This is a genomic window from Paenibacillus sp. FSL P4-0081 (assembly GCF_000758565.1).
Taxonomy (GTDB): domain Bacteria; phylum Bacillota; class Bacilli; order Paenibacillales; family Paenibacillaceae; genus Paenibacillus_AQ; species Paenibacillus_AQ phytohabitans.
Genome location: NZ_CP009280.1, coordinates 1,846,316 through 1,871,229 on the forward strand (window position 1 = coordinate 1,846,316; position 24,914 = coordinate 1,871,229).

The window sequence follows — 24,914 nt, forward strand, 5'->3', positions numbered from 1 at the left end:
AACTCTCCAACAGTTACTTGGAGCATTTGATTGGAAAAGAATTTTTACCTTTAAAAAATTCCAAAGTGGAGGGTAAGTATGTATGGAAACCTTTTTAAAGATCGTTCTGGCTAGTAGTAGTGTGCTTGCTATAAACTTTGTCTCAAAAACTCTAACGTCAAATAGCTTTGATAGATTACTTATTCCAAAATACCAAAAAATGTTGCAAACGGTTTGTGCCTTTATTATTTTAGTTGTTCTTTTTGTTGGTTATGGTGTACTTTTTGGTGCCTTTTTTAGTCAAATCAAAGATTTCAAACATACAGATGCAGCTGTGTTCCTTCTTTTCCTCGCATATGTTATTGGATTAATGGGTATAGGATGTGGTTGCTTATTGAAACTACGAAAGGAAAAGAAGACAGGCCTGGAATTAAATTATTCTGAGAAAAAGGTTGAATATATTATCGTTTCATTAGTTTTTCTGAATATTATTGTATATGGGTATTTCTTAAACGAGTTTTACTTATTGCTTGGAGTTAAAAAGGAACAGTATTACGGAGATATTGTTACATGTATTCTTGTGTTTTTTTCCATTACTTATCTTTTATTAAAAGCACAACTATACTTGCAAGGTTATAGGAAAAAACGTTGGCGTTACGTATTGTCCCCCACTCCAGAAAAAATAGAAGAAAAACACCTATATGTATTGTATGCAATATCTGCTACTCAACTTGTTCTATCAGAAGAGGATGAAAATGTACAGGATCCCATAAGTATTTATCTTTTTGATATGACTAAGCAAACTTATATGCATTTTGAAAGGGTATTAACCATAAAGAAAGAGGATGTTACAAAAACCATTTTTCTAAAAGGTTAGCCAACCTTGAAGGTAAAGAGCATTAGTTTGGAGTTAGTCCTACGAGTCAAGAGGAGCAAATCGTGGTTTGAGTGAGATGAAGTATTGGACCAAATAGTTAAAAAATTTGACTATGGAGGGAGGCGGGAGGTTGCGTCTTGAGGTTCTATATACGTTTGGATGTCCATGGTTCCGCAGGCTTTATCAGCTAAAACAACACTTCTGGACAGCGTTACGCCAGAGAGGAATTGGGGCACTATTCAATCATGGATACTTCATCATGTTTGAAATAGGAGTAACGAATACCCACCGCATCCACTGCTGCATGAATTTTGGTGTTTCGACCCACCTAAGGAAAATCCGTTCTCTTAGTTAGTTTCTACGTTTTTTCAAACTACTCCTTTATCTTCTTCATCTGCGCCTGCTGCGCTCTTATTCCTGTATAATGCTAAGCTGATTATATGTGAAATAAATTTCATTATTTTTTGACATCGCATCGTGTCCACAACCTCAAAAAATTCGACAACACCGGCGAAGACATGGAGGACCTCATCTCCATCGGCACCATCGGGCTGATCAAGGCTATTGAGAGCTATCGCCCGAATAAGGGCACGAAGCTAGCGACTTTTGCGGCCCGTTGTATAGAGAATGAAATCCTGATGCACTTGCGTTCGTTGAAAAAGACACGTAAGGACGTGTCCCTGCACGATCCGATTGGGACAGACAAGGAAGGCAACGAGATTACGCTGATCGATATCCTCGGTTCCGAGGCGGATGATGTGATTAAGGAAGTAGATCTCAAGATTGAGAAGAGCAAGATATACCGTAACCTCGACATTTTGGACGAGAGGGAGAAAGAGGTAGTCGTCGGTCGCTTCGGCCTGGATACCGGAGGAGAAGAACGGACGCAACGGGAAATCGCTAAGGACCTAGGGATCAGCCGTAGTTATGTATCGCGAATCGAGAAGCGCGCGTTAATGAAGCTTTATCATGAGTTTTATAAGGCAAAGCGATAACTTTTAAAAGCGACTTGTCCTCGGATGAGTTGCTTTTATTATTTTAATAATGCAGGTTATGAGTTTGAGTACATCTCAGTATAACCGATAAAAAGGAGAGTTTCATAACAATGAGCTACAAAGAAATATATGATCTCCATGTTCAATTTTTACATACGTATGAAAAACACGAAAAGCATCAAGGTCCATATCAGAGAGAAATAAATCATTTCATAAAGACAGTTTTTCCTGACGGAGGATGTGCTTCAAAAAAATTTTGTGTTAAATCAACTTGTAAAGATACATGAGAAGGGAAGGGCGGAGATAGTGAAATGGTTCAGAGAATTACTTCAAATGAGAATAAATATTAGAGAAGTACAAGTGGGCTTTCTTGAACTAAGGAATAATTCTTTTTTAACCTGTGCCTTTGTCGGAATGCATTGCCAAGATACTAACGGAAAAAGTCAGCCTGTTGATTCAGATTAATTTGCTACAAGGAACTTTAATTACCTATAATGCCATAAGTCATGCCGCTCACCTCGAGAGAGTTGGCTTTACGTATACCTTTTTTCCCAACTATGATCTCTGAAGGGGCACTAGCCAACAAGAAACGCTTTCGGTATTGCGTTAATGATAGTTTAGCGATACGTATGTATTATAGTATTCATAATGTGCTAATTAGGGAATTAAGACTGTTTTTATCAAGGATAAAAAAAGTCTTAAAATGGGAGACGCTATAAAAAAACCGACTAATCCCAATAAACCATTATGCGGCGAAAGGAATTAAATATATGACAATAATTAAAAACCTTATTCCTGGGGGACTGACCCCATAACGTGAGACAATATCAGAACACCTTTCAAGAAAACGGAACCCTGTCGTAAGATAGGGAGATAATCTTGGAGGTGTTTTTGCGTTGGCAACTAGAGTGAGTGGCTTACAGTATAGCGGACAAGCAAGACACATCTTTAGTTTTGGATACGCTGAATCAACTTCCAAAATGGGCAAATATGCTGCTTCATTGTGACCAAGGCAGCGTATACACGTCTCAGATGTACCAGACTGCAGTCAAAGGAAAAGGCATTACCATGAGCATGTCCCGCAAGGGAACGCCCGGCTAAAGTATAAATATGGGAATCGAAAGTTTTGGGTGGAGGGGTAATATGTGAGCACCGTAGGTTTAAATGAAGTCACCGTAGCTAAGTACATTCGTGAACAAGAAGCACATGACCAGGCGATAGATAAACCGAATGTAAAAGAGTACGAAGATTCATTCTGTGACAAAAGGAACAAAAAGAAATAAGCCTGTTTAACGGTTAAGTGAAAATTACAAATTACACTGAGCCTGAACAAATTTGTGGTCAGGCTAACGTCTTTAGGCGCAGTAGCGCAACAGGGGGTTATACCCCAAGAGCAAACCACCCGTTGGTCGGGTGGTCCTGATTGTCTTGCGAGGAAAGAGTCTGCACAAACGTCCGGATAGCATCCCCAAGAGGTCCGGATAACACGGGCAAAACGATTTATAATAAAAATGCTTTCCAAAAAGATACTTTTTGTCTTCATGCAATACAGGTAACGGCTCAGATTCTTACACACTGGAGGGAATGAAATGTTGAAAAAATTAAGCATCCGTAAGTTACTGGTGTATGTGCTTGTCCTGGCCCTCGTGGCACTGCAGTTACCGGGCGCCCCGAGGGTCTCGGCAGCAGCACAGACCTATGAAGCGGAATCCGCAACACTATCAGGAGGGACAGCGGCAGCTTCCGATCATACCGGTTACACCGGGACGGGATTTGTCGGCGGCTATACGGACAACAATAAAAGTAATGCTTCCGTGAAGTTTACTGTAAGCGTTTCCTCAGCGGGCAATTACACAGCAGCTCTAAGATATGCCAACGGTACCGGTTTCGCGCAGACCTTGAGTCTGTATATTAACGGCACTAGGCTGAAGCAAATTACGCTGCCGGCAACTGCGGACTGGAATACTTGGGGAGCGGCTGCCGAAACGGTTTCCCTGAATTCAGGCAGCAATACCCTTATGGTCAAATTTGATTCAACAGACAGCGGCAACGTAAATCTGGATAATCTCATGGTGGACATCTCCCTGGGCACCAATCTGGCCCTGAACAAAACTATAACTGCGAACAACACGTATTCCGGTTATCCTGCCGGAAATGCAGTGGACGGAAATGCAGCTACTTACTATGAAGGCGCGGCTAACAGCTATCCGAATACATTAACTGTAGACCTCGGAAGTGTGCAGAGTGTGAATACAGTCGTGCTTAAGTTCCCCTCCACCTGGGGGACAAGAACCCAAACGCTGTCCATACTGGGCAGCACCAACAACACATCTTACAGCACGCTGGCTGCTTCACAGACCTACTCTTTCAATCCGGTCTCGAACAATACGGTATCTATCTCCTTTACAGCGGCTTCTACGAGATATGTCCGGCTGAATTTCACAGCCAATACCGGCTCAACTGCGGGCCAGGTGGCGGAATTCGAAGTGTACGGCTCTGGCGCAGTTACACCGACAGCCACACCAACAGCAACCGCTACACCAACTCCAACTCCAACTTCTACACCTACACCGACGTCAACAGCTACACCAACCCCGTCCGCTGGAACCTATGGGGCGACTATGCCTTATGACACCTACGAAGCGGAGAATGCCTCGTACACCGGAGCGCTCATCGGCCCGCCCACTACAGCCGGCGAGCTTGCTTCCGAAGCATCTGGCCGAAAAGCGGTGAAGCTGACCTCCGCAGGCCAGTATATGCAAATTACCCTTGCCAAAGCTGTACAGGGTGTCACGATCCGTTATGCAATCCCGGATAATGCAGCCGGAACGGGCATTGATTCCGCGATCAGTATGTATATTGGCGGAACGCTGTTCAAGGATATCAGCCTGACCTCCAAATACAGCTGGAACTACGGGGAATGGGGGACTGAAGGCGGCGAGATCCGCTGGTCCAACAATCCCAATGCGGCTTCAACTACACCTGCACATATGTTTGATGAAGTATCCGTTGTACTGGATAAATCGTATCCAGCCGGAACGGTTATTAAGCTGCAGCGAAATGCCTCTAACCTGAACTTCAGCACTACCGCCTACGTAACCGTCGATCTGCTCGAAACGGAAGCGGTCCCGGCAGCACTTACGATGCCGTCAAATTACGTCCCGGTCACCTCGTATGGTGCAATAGCTAACGATGACATCGATGATACTACTGCTATCAATAACGCGATTACTGCCGTTAAAAACTCCGGCGGTACCTACAAGGGCGTGTGGATTCCCGCAGGAACCTTTACCTTGAACAACGGCATCAGAGGCGCCGGCTATAACGAAAGCGGCACAAGACTCTACCTCGATAGCGGCGTGTCCGTCAAAGGGTCTGGGGTCTGGTATTCCACCCTGTCAGGCATTTATGCGGGCTTCTACTTGAGAGGCGGCAATGTTACCCTGTCCGACTTTAAAATTAGCAGCAATGACCTTATCCGTGACGACTACAACGGTGTGACCGGAGTTGAGGGAAACGGTACGAATTCCACCATGAACAATCTGTGGATTGAACACGGAAAAGTAGGCTTCTGGTTCAATCAGACAGATGGCGTTACCATTTCCAATTCCAGGGTCAGAAACGTCTGGGCTGACGGCATCAACCTGCATAGAGGGACTTCGAATTCTACCGTTACGAATAACTCGATCCGTAACAGCGGCGATGATGGCATGGCCATGTGGTCGGATACCTACCTGGATACCAACAATACGTTCAGCTATAATACCGTACAAATTCCTACACTGGCGAACAACATCGCTATTTACGGCGGCAAGGACAACAAGGTTATCGGCAATTTGCTCACAGATACCGTGCGGACAGGCGGAGGAATCTCCTTCGGCACTAACTTCAGCCCGCCGTCCATGACCGGAACGTTAACGGTTCAGAATAACAAGCTGCTGCGCACAGGCTCCGCCCACCGTGACTATGGCTATCAGATCGGCGCGATCTGGGCCTACTGGCTGAACAACAGCGGTAAGGCGCAGAATCTCGCGGTCACCGTGTCCGGCAATACGATTCAGGACAGCACGTATTCCGGGATTTTCATTGAAGAACCGGCCCCGAATATTTCAGTGACCTATGCATCCAATACGATCCTGAATGCCGGAACTTACGGCGTATATATCCAGAGCTCCGCAGCCGGAAGCTCGGTGTTTAACAGCAACACGGTTACAGGCGCACCTTCAGGCAAATTCCTGAATACTTCGAGCAGTTTTACCGTTTCGGGTACGGGGAACAACTGGTAGACTTCGGAAGTAGACAGTACAAATAATAAAAGTTTTTTAAGCGGCCTTGGTCCTGAATTCAATGAGACTGAGGCCGTTTAGCTTTGCCCGCAACCGTTCGTATGCAATTAGGGGCGGACCATTATTATTCAAAAAATATATCTGAATCCTATGTATTGAACAAATAAGGACGTTGACATTATTTCGTTTAGAACTTGTGATTATGAAATGAGTATTGATGAGAATGGAATAATTTTGACCTGGAATATTTGGATGTGAGAACGCTGCATCTTTTATATGAGCATAAAAGGATAATGAATATAAGACTTAGCTATTTGAGTTTAAACGTAGTGAACATTTCTCCTGAAATATTGACCCGATATAGCAAATTAGAAAAAGAATCGTTGATTCTAAGAAATCTGAGTATTAAGTGTGGATTTACAAAAAGTTATAAGACATTTGATACAATCACATATCGATTTAAACAGATGATTGATGAAGAAGAAGAGATATTAACTTTGCTGCCCGCTGTATTGAAAACGAAATCCTGATGCACCTTCGTTCGCTGAAAAAAACCCGTAAAGATGTGTCCCTGCACGATCCGATTGGGACAGATAAAGAGGGTAACGAAATCACGCTGATTGATATCCTCCGATCCGAGGCGGATGATGTGATTAAGGAAGTTGACCTTAAAATCGAGAAGAGTAAGATCTACCGCAATCTCGATATTTTGGATGAAGGGGAAAAGAGGTCGTCGTCGGCCGCTTCGGCCTGGACACCGGCGGGGAGGAACGGACGCAGCGGGAGATCGCGAAGGATCTGGGGATCTCGCGGAGTTATGTGTCAAGAATAGAGAAGCGGGCGCTCATGAAGCTATACCATGAATTCTATAAGGCGAAAAGGTAAACTCATAATCACAAGGTAATATCCGTTAACAATAGAGCATTTATAAAGCAACTTGTCTGCGGATGAGTTGCTTTTTGTTTTTCAAACTTAATTTTGAACAGGTTTTGTTTTACGGATATATCGTCCTGGAGATACCCCTTCTGACTTCGTAAATTGTTTGGTGAATGAATATATATCCCCGTAACCAAGACTAACGGCTACGTGTTTGATGGGAAGTCCGGATAGCAGCATCATTTTTGCCTGTCTCATTAAATGTTCAGTGTGATATCGCTTAGGGGAAATCCCCGTAGTCTCTTTGAAAAATTTCCGAAAGTTCTCGTAGCCCATATTCACGGCAGATGCCACTTCCTGAATATCAAAGTGAGTATCATTGGAGACACTAATCAGCTCGCAGGCTTTTGTTATTTTACTTTCATTTTCATTGCTATGAGCATTATGAATGCTACTGTGTAATCTGATAATCAAATCCTGAGACTTCATTAGCAGGGAGGGAAGACTTTCATCTGTTGCACTTTTCAAGGCTTTCAGCAAGGAAACAAAATCAAAGAAAAAATCATTCGTATGCAGTGTCGATTGGACTTCCTTATCGGAATTAATAATTCCAAGTGTCTTTAAGTATGAATAGACAGGATACCCGACACTGATATAAAACTCGATCCATTTACCATCTGGTTCAATTGCAGTAGAGTGCAAACGTTCAGGTAAACGTTGAACAAGATCACCTGCTTGCATATGAGTAACGGTACCGTCCGTAGAAATAAACGTTCCACTGCCTTGCAAGACTACAAAACAGCTGTAATATCCTATCTTAAAATCATATTGAGAACGCTCTGCTGATCTTTTCCGCATAAAGCCGCAAGATACAATACCCTGATTAAAATCTTTGCCGATACATCGGTAGATTACATCATTTTCATTAATGTCTTCAAAATTCATGTATTCACACTCCTACCAAAATGGATAAATGTAATACCAGAATCAACATTTAATATAAGGGATTTTCCTTATATTATAGGGGTATCTACATTGAAAGATCAACCAATTAGAACAATGGACGGGAGTGTTATTTAAGCCGATGAAGCTAAGCAGAGATTGGGAAAATCAATATGTTACTCAAAAAAACCGTTATCCCATGCATGAGCCCTACGGAGTATACGAAACCGTTGAACAGGCTTTAAGCGGAGACCGGAGAAAGTCTAAATACGTAAAAAGCCTGAATGGAATGTGGAAGTTTAAATGGTTCGGATCTCCCGGTGAAGTAACGGATGAATTCTATAGTCCTGAACATGATGTGTCCCATTGGGATAATATTCCAGTCCCTTCCAATTGGGAGCTTTCGGGGTATGGAAAACCTGTATACACCAATATGTTGTATCCCTTTGTTCAAAAAGGGGAGGGCTCACGTCACGAAATTCAACTCAAGAATAATGAATACATTTTGAATCCGCCTCATGTGCCAGAGAGTAACCTTACCGGTTGTTACGTCCTTACGTTTGAAGTTGACGAACAGTTTAACGAAAGGGATATATTTATCGATTTTGGAGGTGTAGAATCATGTTTTTATCTTTGGTTAAACGGAAAAATGGTTGGTTATTCTCAGGACAGTAAGCTTAACGCTTCTTTTGATATCACGGATTACATTCAAAAGGGACAAAACCGTATAGCTGTTCAGGTTATGCGGTTTGGAGCCGGGACTTATCTGGAGGATCAGGATTACTGGCATCTCTCGGGGATCTACCGGGATGTTCTCATTTATGCAAAACCACGTATGCGCATTCATGATTATAAGATCGAAACCCTCTTTTCAGGGAATTACAACAATGCCGAATTAAGAGTGACGGTTGCACCTAATAATCAAGCGAATGGTTATGGTGAAGCCCATGTGCGGTTGTCCCTGTATGATAGCGAACAGAAATTGGTTACTGAGTTTGAAACGCCAAAGTTTGCGGATTGTGATTTCTACCTGCAAGAAAAATATGTAGCAAAGGTTACGAAAACCATTTCAAATCCTCAATTGTGGAGCGACGAGAGCCCTTACCTCTATAAATTGGTATTAGAAATGATTGATTTGTCTGGAAATGTAATTGATATTGAGAGTGCGAATGTCGGCTTCCGTGAAGTGAAGATCGATCGAAAAGGGGTTCTGAGAATTAACGGGAAGCGTCTCATTATACGGGGAACCAATCTTCACGCCTTTTGTCCTGAATCAGGACGAGTCGTAACAACAGAATATATGCGTGAGCAAATCCAGGTCATGAAATCGCTGAATATCAATGCGGTAAGAACAAGTCACTATCCGCACGCAATCGAATGGTATGACCTGTGTGATGAACTGGGCATTTACCTGGTGGATGAAGCCAATATTGAAACACACGGTCTTGGCGGCCAGTTAAGCGCATCCCCCGAATGGACACATGCGTATATGGAACGGGCTACACGGATGGTTCTGAGAGATAAGAATCATCCATCCATTATTCTCTGGTCTCTGGGTAATGAATCCGGTTATGGAGCGAATCATGCTGCGATGTACGGCTGGATTAAGGAGTATGACAAAACAAGGTATGTTCAGTATGAGTCTCTGAATCCTCCGGCAAATATCTCCGATATTATGGCGCCTATGTATCCTCAGAAAGATTGGATCCTGGATGTCATGGCGGAAAGCGAAGATTTGCGTCCTTTTATTATGTGTGAATATGCGTACGCGAAAAGTAACAGTAACGGGAACTTTAAGGAATTTTGGGATCTCATTCATAAATTCCCGCGGTTTCAAGGAGGATTTATTTGGGATTTTCAGGATAAAGCGCTGGTTAAGCATGATAAAGACGGGAATAAAAAGTATGTCTATGGCGGGGCATTCCAGGAAGAGGTTACAGATCCTGCTCCTGATATGTGCCTGAATGGTATTGTTTTCCCTGATCTCACTCTCAAGCCGGCTGCGAATGAAATAAAAAATGTACAATCTCCTATCCAAATAGATTACATGCCTGGGAATAATGGTTATCGAATTTATAATCATTACACGCATCGGGATTTAAGCCATTTGAATATGACTTGGGAGCTGGTTTGCGATGGCAATGTGATGGAAAGCGGTAGTTTGCCTAGATATCACACAGCACCCGGATCCGTTGATAAGCTTCAAGCGCCATACGATTCGTCTAAAGTCTCCGGGGAAGCTTTTCTTAATTTCTATGCTTATTTGGACGAGGACACCTTTTATTCTAAGAAGGGAACCTGTATTTATGCCTGCCAGATAGAGATTAAAGATTCTGTTAATAAAGTGCATACCGGAGATATTGAAAAGGATAGCTTGAACTATGATGAAACGACAAATGAAATTCGTATCTATAATGAAAATACAACGGTTCTTTTCTCGAAAGAAACGGCAGAGTTCATTTCTGTAAAATACAATCACAAGAATTATTTCACGGGAGGAACCAATAACTTCTATCGCCCTCCAACAGGAATTGATGGAGGTATTCATCTTGAATCGTCCAATTATGCAGATGAATGGAAAGCTCTCGGGCTCCATTCCAATGAGAAAGAAATCAAAAAGATTCGGGTATTTGCAGCACCGGCTGCTGTTATCATTCAAGTTCATGGTGTATATCATGGATGCATTGAAACCAAAACCAATTATACCGTCGGCGGCAAAGGTATAGAAATCACAAATACAGTTGTGAACAATGCCAAGGTCGACACCCTCCCGAGAATTGGGCTTAGCTTTAAGTTCTCTGATGCTTGGAAGAAGATGAAATGGTACGGCCGCGGGCCATGGGAAAACTACGCGGATCGTAAATCTGCCGCATTCGTTGGAGTATATGAAAGCACTGTAGAACAGCAGCACGTACCCTATATCTTACCGGTAGAATGCGGTGGTAAGGAGGATGTCCGGTATTTATATTTGTCATCCCAAGAACAAGCAGTAAAAGTATCGGCAGCGGGACATTTCCATTTTGATATTCATGGGCACAGTATTGAGCAATATGACAACGCCGCCTATGAAGACGAGCTGGGAAATTCAGATTCTGTTTATCTTAATATTGATTACAAACATGCAGGTCTTGGCGGAGATACCGGCTGGACCAAAAATATTCACGATCCATATAAAATTAAGAAAGGTATCTATGTTTATACGGTAACTATAGAAATCATTTCTTAAAAATCGAAATAGAAGCATCCGCTGAAACCATTGTTTAAACCAGACTAGAATGAAAGATTCACAGGTTTATCTCAAATAACCGGTATTCTAACTATGTAGGCAAAAAAAGCGCAGAAGCCGAATTCCGGTTTCTGCGCTTTTACTTAAGCTTAAGGGAGCAACGTGGAATTTCTCAAAACGAAATAGCTTAGAGGAAAATGAGATAAATATAAGGACTTATAAGATAGAGGTAATATTTATGCCCTTTGATACTCATTCATTAAATTGTCGATAATCTGCTGTACGGACAAAATCTCTTTAATCTCATGAACTCTGGACCCGGCAAAAACCAATCCGTTCTTAACATCTCCTCTAAGGGAAGTAAGCAGGGATTCCATTGTACAGAAGCGATGTGAACAAACCTTTAGACAATCATAGCATTTGGCTATCTTTAATTTGGCATCATTACTGATCCGGTCTGTAAATTCATTTCGAATCGCTCTTCCTTCCAGACCCACAGTAGACTTGATTAGGACAGTATCTCCTTGCTGAGCATCTACATACCTTTGCTTGAAGGCTAAGGGAGCATCACACTCATGGCTTGCCACAAAACGGGTACCCATTTGAACACCAGATGCGCCCATCCGAAGGGCTTTTGCGATATCATCCCCTGTCAGAATTCCACCCGCAGCAATAACCGGAATCGAAACGGCCTCTAAGACTTCAGGAAGGATATCAAACATGGGTCTGTCTGTACCTAAATGTCCCCCGGCTTCGAACCCTTCCACAACGACTGCGGAGGCACCAAGTCTTTCGGAAATTCGGGCTAATTTGGCGGATGAAACAATAGTTACGACAGGAGTACCATATTCTCTACCCCAAGCATAAATATCTCTAGAAATTCCGGCTCCGGAAATAATAAAGTCAACCTTTTCTTCTAAAGCAACCTTCATTTTCTCGGCAAAGTCCTTCACTGCGAATAGTACATTCACACCGATATAGCCAATTCCTTTAGAGAGTTCTCTTGTTTTGCGAATATGCATTCTCAGCTCTTCAGCAGTGATCCCTGTACCAGAGATGGTGCCGATCCCGCCCGCATTGGCTACAGCAGCGGCTAGTCCACTTAAGGATATGCCTACACCCATTCCACCTTGAATAACAGGAACTCTCGATTTAATATGTCCGAATTGGATTGTTGGAAGTTTCAATTACACACCTCTTTCGCAAGTTGAAGGAATACGATATATCGTAACACAGTTAAGTCTTTCCCGGATGTGACTGTAAACATGCTCAAACTATGTTAAATATCATGTCTTTCCACTTGTGATACAATATTTTAAATTGAAGTATTGCTTGTTAATGATGATATTCAAAGGAGATTTAGAATGAAACGCTTTCGCTGGAGCATTGCAGTTTATTTCGTGCTGTTCGTGTTTTCGGGAAGCCGTTCCGCATATCCGCTATGCTGATTACCGGGCGTACTATGAAGCGGTTCTGCTGTTGGGGGAAGGGAAGGGTGCACAAGCGCGGGAACATCTTGAGTCAATCAGGAAGCAATGGATGAGATCAGCGCTGCTCGCAGAAATTGAACTCCAAGCAGGTAATAGCGAAACTGCTATCACTCATGCCAGGGAAGCAGTAAGCGCTTCGAGAGGCGTCCAGCGTTATGTGTTACATAAGGAATACGAAAGAACGTTACCGCAAGCGGTTGAAGCTGTAACATGAGTTTTACAAAGTAAAAACGGGTATCCTCTTCATTCAAGGATGATACCCGCTTCTGTTAGTTAGGATGCCAGTCTCACTGTCCCAAACAAAGCCGGATCAGATCATCGACATGGGCGGTAGCCAGACATTCTACGGTATCGGCGGCTCCGTAATAAATTTTCACTTCGCCATCGTCCTCCAGGATCATGCCGCCGGGGAAGATGACATTATTGCGGAAGCCTCCGTCTATTTCGTAGGGGGCTTCAGGTGCAAGCAGCGGCGAGGCACTCATCCCGAGAATCTTCTTCGGATTGTCCAGGTCAAGCAGCATAATACCTGCGGTATACCGTTTCTTCCAGGACGGCTCCCAGCCGTGCTTCCCTCTGTCGGGATCGATATCCACCGCATGGAAGGTGGTGAGCCAGCCTCGATCCGTCTTGACTGGCGGCGCTGCCGGACCGATCTTGTCATTGGCGAACGGTACCTGCTCTACCGCCAGCAGCAGATCCGAACGTCCCCAATAGATCAGATCCGGCGACTCCGAGATCCAGGTGTCGAACCGGTCCTTGCCTCCGCGGCTGTATACAGTGAACGGCCGTTCCAGCCGCACATAGTTGCCGTTGATCTTCTCCGGGAACAGTACCATATTCCGCAGGTCCGGCGTAGACAAGCTCAATATTTCAAAGGATTCGAAGTCATCCGTGACTGCGACCCCTCCCCGGATACCATGACGTGTATCTACAGCGAAGCACATGTAGCAACGGCCGTCGATTACCGTCAGACGCGGATCGTAAGCGCGCACAACCTCTTCGTCATGCAGCTTGAATACCGGCTTGGGCCCTGCCGTCCAGTGAATGCCGTCTTCACTGAAGGCGATACCCAGATCCGTTGTATTAGTCGGTTCAAGGGTCTGCTTGTCGAGTGAGCCATAGTCATTGCGGAATACCATCACATACCGGCCGCCGAACTTAACCACTCCTGCATTGAACACAAGTGCGGTGGGATAAGGGACCCGGGCCGCATCCAGTACAGGGTTGGCCGGATGACGGTGAATGAGCGGACTGGATGCCAAAGCTCCTATGATGGATGTATTTGTATTAGTCATCGTAGAATATCCTCCTTGGATTATGAACTGCGTGCTAGACAATGCTTCCATAGGGTGCGAACGGATAGTCGATCGTAATACGTCCGGCCTGGCAATCACCAACGCCGCTGTACAGATCAGCCTTGCCGTCCCCCCGCATCACGATCCCCGAAGAAAAGACGCAGTCCGTCAGATACGGTGTCTTGGCGGGTCCCGGCGGGTAGCAGGAACGGCTGCCAATCAGATGCAGGTCATGGGATTCCCGGGTGATGGGATCGAAGATAAAGGCCATATTCAAATATACCTTGATTTCCTGTCCGTTCTCATCCTTATGCTGATAACAAATATGGCCGATAATCCCGATCTTGCCGCTGTCCAGCAGATAAGCCTGATTGACGCCTCCCCATTCGCCTGCACCAAAAATACCATGAATGTAAGGTGCATTCTCAATGACGTCTGCAGTCAACTCTTCCAGCTTGTCAATAACGGTGAAGCCTATCATGGATTCGCTGCCGTATTGGCCTCTCATCTCGCTGCCCCGCGGGCGCGAGAAGACACCAATCCTGCCGTCCGCCAGAGCAACAAGGCGAATATCTTTCATTTTGTTAGGACCGGTAGTGAAGTAGTACAAATCGTGGAGGTCAGTCCCCCGGTAAAAATACCCGAAAAACGTGCTGTATTTGCCGCTTTGATACTGCACATGCGTTCCGCCCAGGACAAGCTCATCACCGATTTCACTGATAAACGGGTCCTCCAGCGTATAAATCATGCTATTATCTACCACGGTCCACTCATCGTGACCGGTCTCCTCGAAGAGGCGGACCCAGGAGCGGGCCCATTCTTCGCGGCGTTCTACCCGGCCGAACAAGTAACGTTTGCCATCCCGTTCAAAAGGAATCGAAATATTATAGACATCAAACCCTTCCACGTTTTTAAATGATAAGGTTGCGCTTTCATAAATGGTTTTTGACGCTTCAAATTCTTTTTTTTGCTGGTGCAGGCTCAACATTTCCCCACTCCTTTATTGTATCAGCTCTTTTTATTGAAGAGAAGATTGATACTCCTGAAACTGTTTTTGGTATTCCGCAACTACCTTGTCCAGACCCGCTTTCTTCATTTTGTCCAGCGCTTCCGGGAATGCCTTATCGTAGTCCAGCACACCCATATAGATCGGAGTGATGCTGGCTGAAGCTTCTGAGAGAATATTGGTATATTCCGTTCTCACATTCGTTGGATCAAAAATAAAGTTGGCCGCAATACTATTGACCGCTTTGGGATTTGGCTCAAATAAGACTTTGTTATTGTCAGGAATACTATTCTCCAGGTCAAAGCGCATAAAGTTCACATTCCCGTTCTGCGAATCGGAGCCCCTGTACCTTGGATTGTTATTGTTATTCGGATCTTTGATCGGCTTGAGGCCCTTTTCGCCATCTTTGGTGTAGTGCTCACCCTCTATGCCATATTGAACCAGATCATAATTGTCTTGGCTGGCCAGCATCCAATCCATGAATTTCACGGCTGCCTCCGGATGTTTGCTGTTCACCGGTACGGCATTTCCGTTCTTGAAGGAGAGGGGCCGCAGATATTCTTTCTCCGGGTTAAACCATACTACTCCGATATCGTCTACTGTAGCTTTTGGATTGTATTTCTGGAGCCCGTTCAAGCTTCCGCCGGTTCCCAGGCGTACGAACCATTCCCCGCTGTCGAGCTGAGCATCTACCTGCTCCTGCTTCATGACTAGGATATCAGGATTCGTAAGTTCTTTGGTGTACAGCTCGCGCATGAAAGCAGCATCCTTCTTGAATTCTTCCGTCTCTATCCAGGATTTGACCTCTCCGTTCTGATTGACATAAAAGAATTTATCCTTAACAGTGAACGGGAAGCTGTCATAACTCCGGTGTAAGATGGAGGTATGCAGGGATATCGGGTCAAAGTCCGCCCGGGTGCCCAAATAGGGTTTGTTTTTCCCTTTCCAGTTCTTCATCACAATCTCCCAGGCGCTAATCAATTCAGCCGGAGTTGTCGGTTCTTTCAGATTGTTCTCGCGGAGAATGTCGCGGCGGATATTGAATTGCCCCTCGCTAGCCATTTCAACCCAGTAGGAGGGGACGATATAATATTTTCCGCCGATGGTTGCCCCGTTGAAGATATCCTCCGGGATATGCTTTTTGAGGTTTGCTCCAACCTTTTCAATTTCCTCTGAGATATCTGCCAGCGCACCCCGGGTATAGTAGTTAGAGAACGGAGTGCGGTCCTGCATGACATGAAACAAATCAAAATCTTCACCGGTGGACAGCATCAGGTTCAGCTTCTGGTCCCACGCATCCCAGGGGATGAAGATTTTCTCCACTTCAACGCCGACACCATCTGCAGCCAGCTTCTCATTGACTTTTTCGAACACCTTTTGGTAATCTTTGGGCTCGGTGCCGGGAACCACGTATTTGATCCGGACGACCTCAGAAGTATTATTATTGTCCGACTTCGGGGATGAAGCATTATTCTCCCCGTTTGCAGCCGGGCTGTCGGACGCCTTGCCGCACCCGATCAGTGTAGAAAGGGCAAGCACCACAGCACATAGAATGGCGTAATGTTTTTTCATGAATAATATAGACCTCCTCTTTTTATGCCTTATTTATGTTAACCCCTAAGGGATGACATCAGCCTTTAACTGAACCTATAACCAGACCTTTCACGAAGTACTTTTGCAGATACGGGTAGAGGAAGATGATCGGTCCGATCGTCACGATGGCTGTCGCCATCTTGACCGACTCCGAAGGAAGCGTAACGTCGCTTGTGCCGGCAAGCATGGCCATCTCGTTCAGCATGCTGATCTCCGATTGCATCTGCAGAAGCATAAATTGCAGCGGATACAAATCTTTGGTGTCAATCAGCATGATCGCATTCCACCAGTTGTTCCAATAATCCAGTCCATAGAAGAGGGCAATCGTCGCGAGTACCGGCTTACATAACGGAAGGTAAATCCTAAAGGCAATCACAATATCACTCGCTCCGTCTATGGTGGCTGATTCCCGCAGCGAGTCGGGAATTCCGTTCATGAAGTTACGTACAAGGAAGAGGTTGAACGGGCTGAACAGGAGCGATGGAATAATCAGGGCCAAGATATTATTAGTTAATCCGAGCGACCGGTTCATCAGATACCAGGGCACAATCCCGGCTGTGAAAATCATGGTGATAAAGAAGTAAAGGGCCAGCAGATTGCGGTTTTTCACATTTTTGTTCGCTAGTGTATAGCCTGCCATAGAAGTAATCAGAATAGCCAGCGTGGTACCGACGACCGTGACAAAGATAGAAATTCCGTAGCTCTGAATGACTTGGGAGCCGCCCGTGAAGATCAGCTTATAGGCATAGAGAGAGAATTTCTCCGGAAAGAGGCTGTAGCCGTTCTTAAGAATAGCATCCTCATCCGTGATGGAGATCATCAGCACGAGCAGCATCGGAAGCAGGCAAAGCGCCGAATACACCGCAGTCAGCGTGTACATGAGCGTCTTGCTGATTGACATTTTTTTCATAGTTACTCCTCCGGATTTAGTATAATGCGCCATCTTTGAAGAACCTGCGGGTAATGGCATTTGTCCCAAAGACAAGGATGAATCCGATGACCGACTGGAAAAGTCCAACAGCCATGGCTTCGGAGGGGTCGCCAATCTGCCGCAGGGACCGGAATACATACGTATCAATGATATCCGTGGTCGAATATAGGGTGCCGTTGTCACCGATGAGCGCATAGATCATTCCGAAATCGCCGTACATAATTTTGCCGACAGAGAGCATCGTCAGGATAATAACCGTGGGCATCATTAGCGGAAGCGTAATCCGGAAGCACATCTGCAGGCGGTTAGCCCCGTCAATCTCGGCTGCTTCATACAACGTCTCGTCGATACCGGTAATGGTCGCCAAGTAGATAATGGCACTCATTCCGGCTCCCTTCCACACATGCATGACCGTGAGAATCGCTGGCCAGGACTGCGCCTCGGTATACCAGTTCACTGAGGACATGCCGAGCTGGTTCAGCGTTTTGTTCACAATTCCCATATCCATTGAGAAGAGCGCATACAGCACATAGCTAATGACGATCCATGAGATGAAATTCGGGAATAACATCAGGGATTGACTGATCTTAACAAACAGCTTTTTGCGCAGCTCGTTTAGAACCAGTGAAATGGCCAGTGCCATCAGCGTACCAAAAATAATAAAGAGTAAGTTCAGGTAAATGGTGTTAAAGGTGACCGTAAGCGCTTTGTTGGACCGGAAGAAAAACTCAAAGTTTTTGAATCCCACCCATTCGCTATGAAATATTCCCTTGGTATAATTAAAACGCTGGAAAGCAATGACCATATAAGGATACGTCATATAGCCGAAAATAAACGTGTAGGCCATTGCCGGCAAAACCAACAAATAGGATGTACCATTCCTGCGGATGTCAGAAAGAATGCCTAATCCCGGACGCCGTTTTTTTCTCAATTCCTGTTCCCCCCATTTGTTATAAATGACGATTGCCTTGATTCCAGATTAGCCATCGCATCACAAAGTGTCTATTTCAAAACCAGGATAACGCTTTCAAATTCAAATTCAAGGCTTTCAAAAAAACGGAATGGCTTTCATTTTGGCCTGATTCAGTACCTTTTCGGCCCAAAATGTACTATAGTTTAGAAATGATAACGAGCAGTGTTGGGAGGAATTCAGCATGCGGACAACCATCAACCGGCTTGTTCGATACAAGGCATTTCAAAAGCTCACCATCTCATATTTCCTTCTCGTTCTTCTGACCGTAAGCCTGCTATCCGGTGTACTTTTCTCCCTGTTCTCCAGAAGTGCCATAAAGGAGATAGAACGTAATTCCCGGGCGATGTTATCCCAGGTTACCTACGCCTCCGATGTAGTCTATAATCAGGTCATCACTATAGGAAATACACTGCTTATTCAACCGGAAATCCTGTCATTTCTGAATGAGACGGTGGAGGACAAGGTAAGCAATTATCATATTTTTCAGCAGATCGAACAAATTACAAATGTGAACCCATATATACACAGTATCGGAATACATCGGCCTTCTACAGGAACTACCATTGATACAGCCGGGCTTCCGTTTGATTCTTCTCTTACCACCCTTAGCGCGAAGCAGTATATGGAGTTCAATCCGCGCAGTCTGAAGGCCCCGGGCCGCAACAACGGGAAGTCATTACAGTTCCTGACCTTCTTGCTGTACCCGAATTTCTCACCCCGGACCACAGGCAATCCGCTGATCTATATCAATGTGGAGGAGCAGTCGATTTTGACGACCATCCGCAAGATCAGCAACGCGGACGCCGCTAATAATGTTTTTGTAATCAATAATGAAGGTAAGGTGCTGTCTCATACCGATTCCAACCTGTTTCTGGAGGATTTATCCGAAGAGGAGTATGTGCGGAAGATATTAATCGAGAACCATAAGGAGAGCAGCTTCACCACAACGATTTCAGACCAAAGGAATCTGGTCACTTATGTAAAGTCAGAGGAACTGGACTGGTATTTTGTAAGCGTTTCACCGTATTCCGAGCTCATCTCTAACATTGACCAGCTCCGGGGGATTACGCTGCTGGTTACAGCCGGAATTGTACTCGCAGGTCTATTGCTCTCTGTCCTTTTGACCTCCAACATGAATAGACCCTTATCGGCACTGCTCGAAAAAGTCATGCCTAACCCGGCCAATCCGGCATCCGGTTTGGCGCCTATTGATGAATACAAGCTGATGACCGAGGTGTTCCAGTCCTATCATGAACGTGAGAAGTCGATGCAGTTTGTAATTACCCACTCGTCCCGGACCGTCCGGGAGCATTACCTGCATGCCTTGCTGCGTGGTCATTCACTGGAGCACTCGGTTTCGAACGAAATTATTAAGGATATCGGCGAGGAGGTAGCAGGGCCTTATTTTGGCGTTCTGGTATTCAAAATCAATGAGCTTGAACCACTAGGGGAGGGGATAGAGGGGAAACAGCAGTCCTTGCTGCGGTTCGCACTTGGGAATATCGCAAAAGAGATGCTGGAGCATATCGGCCCATGTGATGTTCTCATTATGGGAGGAAGTGAAGCTGTTGCCATCCTTCAATACACGGACAATCAGCTCCCGGAAGAACTGGGGCCTGCCTTGCGCAATATTCAAAGCTTCCTGAATCGCTACTTCAAGGTGACGGTATCTATAGGGATAGGAGATATATCCTGTGGAAAGGGGAATATTCCGTCCTCGTACACTTCTGCACAGCAGTATGTGAAATACCGGCTCATCTATGGGAAGGAAGCGATTCTGGATGCTATAGCGACACGCCGCCATGTGTTGACAGCCTTGAGTTACCCCAGCGCCTACGAGAAGAAGCTGATTGATGCTGTACAGGACGGCAAGCCGGAACCAATGGTTAGCGCAATCGAAGAATTTATAGATAAAATATCCAGCGGTTCCGTTCATCAGGTCATCACCTTTAGCACTCAACTCATGTTGTCTTTGCTTAAACATTTTGACTATTTACAGCATGTGCCGGAATCTAATTTCAATGATTACCTGCAAGCAATAACCGATATTGAACGGGCTGAAGATCTGACGGAGATCCGTAACCTATTCAACCGCTATTGCAGTACCATCTGCACATTAATTGAAGACAAGAATCACTGGCTGAATGCTCAAAAGCATAATATTCTCATCGAAAAAGCACAGAATTACATTCATGAACATTATGCCGAGCCTAACATCTCCCTCGATCTGGTGTCGAGCATCGCCGGACTGTCACCCAGCTATCTGGGGAAATTGTTCAAAGGAGCGACCCGGCAATCCTTCAGTGAGTACTTGAACAACACCCGGCTGGAAAAAGCAAAGGATCTGCTTGCTTCTACCTCTGAGACTGCGGCCAGGATCAGTGAATCGGTAGGGATATACAACATCACTTACTTCTCCACCTTGTTCAAGAAAAAGTACGGGCTGACACCTTCTGCGTTCCGCGAACAGGAGGCGATGAAAAGCACTATGAGTGATGAGGAGTGATATAAAAAACATCTGCTCTTCAGCAGATGTTTCTTCACTTGTTTACGGCTGCTCCGCATATCTCCACCAGGCAAATGTTCCGGCTATTCCGATTATCCCTGTATACGCAAGTATCAATATACTGCTGAGCTGTAAGGAACCGGTGCTTTGAAATACCGACGGGATGGTCCAAGGGAAATACGGTATAATCGCCAAACCTTTTGTGCACTCCGTCAATTAGTTCCCTTAGCGGTTAAAATCCGGAGACCAAGGCGACCGCTGCCGCTTTTCCGCGGGTCGTTCCGTCCTCTCCGCTGTTTAAGCGGGAAAAGGTTCTTCAAATCTTTCTAAAATCACAAAAAGAAACTGTCCTTTGGTAAAATGGAGGTACCACCCAATCACTTCAAAAGGAGCGTTTTCTTTGAGCAATGGGACCAAAAACAGAAAGCAGCGATTCTCCAATAACGGGAGAATCGCTGCTTTTTTAACGTTTGAAGCTTTTGAGAAATTTGAGAATCTGACTTGTCAGTAGAATATCTGCTTTTGGGACAGCCTCTTGTCTTTTATTCCTTGAGCTTCTTAATTCGCAGTCTCCAGTAATCTGGAGACCATTGTTGCAAACTCTGCTCTGGTAATATCTTTTCCAGGCTTAAAGGTACTATCCTCGTAGCCAGTAATAATATTATTGGATGCGAGTGCATCAATGGAATCATAATACCATGCATTTCTATTAACATCTTTGAAGGATGTGTTTCCAGTACCTGTAAGCTTAAAGGCTCTAGTGATCAGTGCCGCTAATTCACTGCGGCTTATCTTGCCGTTCGGACGGAAGGTTCCATCGCTATATCCGTTCATCAGGCCTGCTCCGGCTGCTGCGCCGATATACGTATTAGCCCAATGTGTTGGAGATACATCTGTAAAGCTGCTAGCCTGTCCTTCCAGCCCCATGTACGTTGCAATGACCTTGATGGATTCGGCACGGGTCAACCCTGAATCCGGACGGAAGGTTCCATCAGAATAACCCGTAAGTAATCCCTTGGCTATAAGCACATCAATGCTTGCTTTTGCCCAGTGATTAATGGTATCTGCGAAACTGACAACTTCCGGCGTAGGTGTTGGTGCTGCTGGTTCTGCAGGTGCTGGTGTTGCTGTAGGAGCCGGTGTTGGTGTGGGCGTTGCTGTTACCGGGGGAGTTACGGTACCTCCTCCAGGACTTGGATTGCTTGGTTCATTATCTACTGGATCAGGATTAGTAGGGTTAGAGACGTATTGAAGTGCTGGAGCATAGGCTGTAAGCAGTCTGGCTTGACTTTGTTGCTCAAGAGCATAGCCCATACCTAGAACTTTGGCATCGTCCCATGCTCTGCCAACAAGCTGCATGGAGATGGAATATCCGCTGTCGTTCGTTCCTACAGGAACAACTACCGTAGGGAGGCCGACATTAGACGTTAATACGCCCGTGTTGCGGTCAGAGCTTAATTGAGAGGCTGCTGCGTCATTGTTATATACGTCACTGATAAAACCTGCGTAAACCACAGCATCCACGCCATTCTCGTCCATCCAGCCTTTAATAACTTCCTTATAGTCCGTTCTATATTTGATGTAATCTTGTACAGCTTGTTCAGTCATGCGGGTAGGCTCTGTATATCCTCTTTGATTATAGATAAGCACCTTATCTGAAGCCAGTACACTTGCTCCATCAATGTAAGGGAAGTTCTTATGAAGCTCAATATAGCGCGCCCAACCTTCAGTAGATCCATTAATGCCTGAAGGACGGCTAGGCGCTGACGGTATTTTTGACATTTCAACCATTGTCGCACCCGCTGCCTGAAGCTCGGAGAACTTATTCATTACGGCTTGTCCGGTATCATCATCGGCATAACTAGAGACAAAGGAAGCAGGGATATATCCGATTTTCTTTCCTTTCAATGCATTAGTATCCAGAGATTCCTTCCAGTCAGCCGGACGCTTATGGTCTGCATCGGCAGTCACTGTGAAGATATCCTGTGGATCTGTACCCGTTGTAGCATTCAACATGATGGCCAGGTCAGTTACTGTCTTAGCAATGGGACCTGCATAATCCTGTCCCCAAGTGAGCGGCAATACACCTGTAGTACTTGCCATGCCGTCTGTACCACGGAAGCTTTTTAAGCTGGCGCCTGTAGTTGGTGCATAGAGAGATACCCCTGTCTGTGATCCCATGGCTGCTGCTGCAAAATCAGCTGCAACAGATACTGCCGAGCCGCCGCTTGAGCCAAAGGAGGTTTTCGATGGATACAGGGCATTCCATGTCTGCTGCCAGCCGCTCTCGCTAAAGCTTCCGCTGTTGGCGAACTCGGAAGTATTTACTTTACCAATAATGACAGCTCCAGCTTCCCGCAGCTTATTGACCTGGAATGCATCTGAATCAGGCCGCCAGCCTTCAAGCGCTTTGCTGCCGCCGGTAGTAGGCATATCCTTGGTATCATAGATATCTTTTATCGCAATGGGAATACCGAGCAAATCCCCCTTTGCACCTTGTGCGCGGGCGTTGTCAGCAGCTTGTGCCTGGGTAAGCGCAGTTTCAGAGACATGCAGGAAGGCATGGAAGCCAAGCTGGCCTTCATCGTATACCTTGATTCTATCCAAATAAGCCTGAGTAATTTGCACGGAAGTAGTTTTACCGCTAATCATATCCTGCTGCATTTGTGCAATGGATTTATTCGTAACATCATAGGGGGAAGAAGTGATGAATGCTTTAGCAGCAGGAGCCTCAGGAATCACCAGGGGATCTCCAGTATCCAGTCCCTCTATAGCAGAGATATCCCAGTTACTGATTGAACGGATTTGTGCGTTGGTTAATCCGGATATATCCAGCTGGCTATTAAGCCCGTTTAGCATCGTCACCAGATTCTTCAGGCCTTCTTCACCGGCTTCGCCCACTTGTACATAATGCACCAGGGATTTCGACTGACCCGGCTCAATATTTAATGTATTAATGAACCCGTAGAAATTCGCATCATTTCCGGACTTAGCTAATGGTGTTGTGAATGGATTCTGCTGCTGATTGCCTAAGCTAGTTAATCCATTCTCAAATGGATGTGGAGACCCGACTGCAACGCCCAGCGGCTTATTGTCTTTGGCACTGCTGTCTACAACAATCCATGAATCATCCGTAGTCACCTCCAGATCATTGGAGTAGGTTGCCTTGACTACTGAAGCATTTGCTGCTGTACCATACCCCAGAGAGCCGCCGAAAGAGACATCAACCTTTACGTTCATATCATTTTTATTAGTAAAAGTATCAAAGAATCTCGTACGATTATTTATAGTATCGACATACACATCACGTGTAACAGTTACATTTCCCAGATTTACAGACTGAGTCGAAGTGAATCTATTCACACCATCGTATTTCAAGTCAAACCCGCGCATCATTTGACCATTCATCAGTGAAGCTGTAGGCGACGACACTTTAACGAAGATATTACCGAAGCCTTGTACTTGTGTAGTACCAACGGTACGTAAACTTCCTGTGTCTAAGCTAGGCGCAAAGACATCATGAATCTCCCATACTGTGCCGCTTGCTGAAGTAACCCGAGTTAAAGCATCAGCGGTCTGAAACGGAATGACACTCGAAGCGATAACAGATAACGCAATGGACGTAGCTATAAATTGCTTTTTACTCCAATTATTTTTTGCTGGTGAATATTCGGAGCGGGGGGAACCAGAATGATTTCTTTTAGTTTTACTTAGACGTTTCAGCTTATTCATTTCAGTAATCTCCTCTTCCTGTATGTATATTTATTAATTAATGTTAGGAAATATAACATCATTATTTCTATCAGTCAATAACTATTAAAAATTTAATATATTTTTAGAGTTCTGATATAGATTAAATACTATATTTATTAAAATCTATAATATATATGGTAACTATCAGATATATTAACTAACATAATATGATACGTATGGTTC

At 45.0% G+C, this 24,914-nt stretch carries 13 protein-coding genes and 3 pseudogenes; 8 read left to right on the top strand and 8 right to left on the bottom strand.

Annotation, left to right across the window (positions count from 1 at the left end; translation table 11 throughout):
* Positions 1-82 precede the first annotated feature (82 nt).
* The 6 genes and pseudogenes from P40081_RS07975 to P40081_RS08000 form a co-directional block, all read left to right on the top strand.
* On the top strand, positions 83-856 hold the full coding sequence (locus P40081_RS07975; RefSeq protein ID WP_042134578.1) for a hypothetical protein: 774 nt from the start codon (positions 83-85) through the stop codon (positions 854-856).
* A gap of 464 nt (positions 857-1,320) precedes the next feature.
* The gene (gene sigK / locus P40081_RS07980; RefSeq protein WP_081965720.1) at positions 1,321-1,851 is read left to right on the top strand and encodes an RNA polymerase sporulation sigma factor SigK; all 531 of its coding nucleotides are present in this window, start codon (positions 1,321-1,323) and stop codon (positions 1,849-1,851) included.
* A gap of 912 nt (positions 1,852-2,763) precedes the next feature.
* A pseudogene (locus P40081_RS39260) lies at positions 2,764-2,946 on the top strand (DDE-type integrase/transposase/recombinase); the annotation flags it as partial.
* Positions 2,940-3,134: pseudogene (locus P40081_RS07990) on the top strand (IS200/IS605 family transposase); the annotation flags it as partial. The pseudogenes P40081_RS39260 and P40081_RS07990, both read left to right, overlap by 7 nt.
* Before the next feature lie 306 nt (positions 3,135-3,440).
* A complete protein-coding gene (locus P40081_RS07995; protein ID WP_042134580.1) occupies positions 3,441-6,137 on the top strand; it encodes a right-handed parallel beta-helix repeat-containing protein in 2,697 nt (898 codons plus the stop codon).
* Between the two features lie 496 nt (positions 6,138-6,633).
* Positions 6,634-7,022: pseudogene (locus P40081_RS08000) on the top strand (sigma-70 family RNA polymerase sigma factor); the annotation flags it as partial.
* An 87-nt stretch (positions 7,023-7,109) separates the two neighbouring features.
* Here the strand turns inward: P40081_RS08000 and P40081_RS08005 are convergent.
* Positions 7,110-7,958: a helix-turn-helix domain-containing protein gene (locus tag P40081_RS08005; protein WP_042134583.1), complete on the bottom strand. Its 849-nt coding sequence runs from the start codon at positions 7,956-7,958 to the stop codon at positions 7,110-7,112.
* A gap of 139 nt (positions 7,959-8,097) precedes the next feature.
* Here P40081_RS08005 and P40081_RS08010 point away from each other — a divergent pair, with 139 nt between their 5' ends.
* A complete protein-coding gene (locus P40081_RS08010; protein WP_042134585.1) occupies positions 8,098-11,181 on the top strand; it encodes a glycoside hydrolase family 2 TIM barrel-domain containing protein in 3,084 nt (1,027 codons plus the stop codon).
* 236 nt (positions 11,182-11,417) lie between these two features.
* Here the strand turns inward: P40081_RS08010 and P40081_RS08015 are convergent, their stop codons facing one another.
* The 6 genes from P40081_RS08015 to P40081_RS08045 form a co-directional block, all read right to left on the bottom strand.
* Positions 11,418-12,368 carry an NAD(P)H-dependent flavin oxidoreductase gene (locus tag P40081_RS08015; RefSeq protein ID WP_042134586.1) on the bottom strand — a complete coding sequence of 317 codons (951 nt, stop codon included), beginning with the start codon at positions 12,366-12,368 and terminating at the stop codon, positions 11,418-11,420.
* Between the two features lie 590 nt (positions 12,369-12,958).
* Positions 12,959-13,969 carry a glycoside hydrolase family 130 protein gene (locus P40081_RS08025; RefSeq protein WP_042134590.1) on the bottom strand — a complete coding sequence of 337 codons (1,011 nt, stop codon included), beginning with the start codon at positions 13,967-13,969 and terminating at the stop codon, positions 12,959-12,961.
* A 34-nt stretch (positions 13,970-14,003) separates the two neighbouring features.
* Positions 14,004-14,957, bottom strand: coding sequence for an MTP-1 family protein (locus P40081_RS08030; protein WP_231575305.1), 954 nt, complete (start codon positions 14,955-14,957; stop codon positions 14,004-14,006).
* A gap of 30 nt (positions 14,958-14,987) precedes the next feature.
* Positions 14,988-16,547: an extracellular solute-binding protein gene (locus P40081_RS08035; RefSeq protein WP_052421718.1), complete on the bottom strand. Its 1,560-nt coding sequence runs from the start codon at positions 16,545-16,547 to the stop codon at positions 14,988-14,990.
* 58 nt (positions 16,548-16,605) lie between these two features.
* On the bottom strand, positions 16,606-17,478 hold the full coding sequence (locus P40081_RS08040) for a carbohydrate ABC transporter permease (protein ID WP_042134591.1): 873 nt from the start codon (positions 17,476-17,478) through the stop codon (positions 16,606-16,608).
* 16 nt (positions 17,479-17,494) lie between these two features.
* The gene (locus P40081_RS08045) at positions 17,495-18,430 is read right to left on the bottom strand and encodes an ABC transporter permease (protein WP_042134593.1); all 936 of its coding nucleotides are present in this window, start codon (positions 18,428-18,430) and stop codon (positions 17,495-17,497) included.
* A 223-nt stretch (positions 18,431-18,653) separates the two neighbouring features.
* Between P40081_RS08045 and P40081_RS08050 the strand changes: the two genes are divergently transcribed.
* Entirely contained in the window at positions 18,654-20,978 is a 2,325-nt protein-coding gene (locus P40081_RS08050) for a helix-turn-helix domain-containing protein (RefSeq protein ID WP_042134595.1), read from the top strand.
* 558 nt (positions 20,979-21,536) lie between these two features.
* Here P40081_RS08050 and P40081_RS08055 read toward each other — a convergent pair.
* Entirely contained in the window at positions 21,537-24,710 is a 3,174-nt protein-coding gene (locus tag P40081_RS08055) for an amidase family protein (protein ID WP_081969874.1), read from the bottom strand.
* Between the last annotated feature and the right edge of the window lie 204 nt (positions 24,711-24,914).

Excerpts from the sequence above, each read along its gene's own strand:
- P40081_RS07975 (WP_042134578.1), top strand. The coding sequence starts at position 83 with ATGGAAACCTTTTTAAAGATCGTTCTGGCTAGTAGTAGTGTGCTTGCT.
- P40081_RS07995 (WP_042134580.1), top strand. The coding sequence starts at position 3,441 with ATGTTGAAAAAATTAAGCATCCGTAAGTTACTGGTGTATGTGCTTGTC.
- P40081_RS08005 (WP_042134583.1), bottom strand. The coding sequence starts at position 7,958 with ATGAATTTTGAAGACATTAATGAAAATGATGTAATCTACCGATGTATC.
- P40081_RS08010 (WP_042134585.1), top strand. The coding sequence starts at position 8,098 with ATGAAGCTAAGCAGAGATTGGGAAAATCAATATGTTACTCAAAAAAAC.
- P40081_RS08025 (WP_042134590.1), bottom strand. The coding sequence starts at position 13,969 with ATGACTAATACAAATACATCCATCATAGGAGCTTTGGCATCCAGTCCG.
- P40081_RS08030 (WP_231575305.1), bottom strand. The coding sequence starts at position 14,957 with ATGTTGAGCCTGCACCAGCAAAAAAAAGAATTTGAAGCGTCAAAAACC.
- P40081_RS08035 (WP_052421718.1), bottom strand. The coding sequence starts at position 16,547 with ATGAAAAAACATTACGCCATTCTATGTGCTGTGGTGCTTGCCCTTTCT.
- P40081_RS08040 (WP_042134591.1), bottom strand. The coding sequence starts at position 17,478 with ATGAAAAAAATGTCAATCAGCAAGACGCTCATGTACACGCTGACTGCG.
- P40081_RS08050 (WP_042134595.1), top strand. The coding sequence starts at position 18,654 with ATGCGGACAACCATCAACCGGCTTGTTCGATACAAGGCATTTCAAAAG.
- P40081_RS08055 (WP_081969874.1), bottom strand. The coding sequence starts at position 24,710 with ATGAATAAGCTGAAACGTCTAAGTAAAACTAAAAGAAATCATTCTGGT.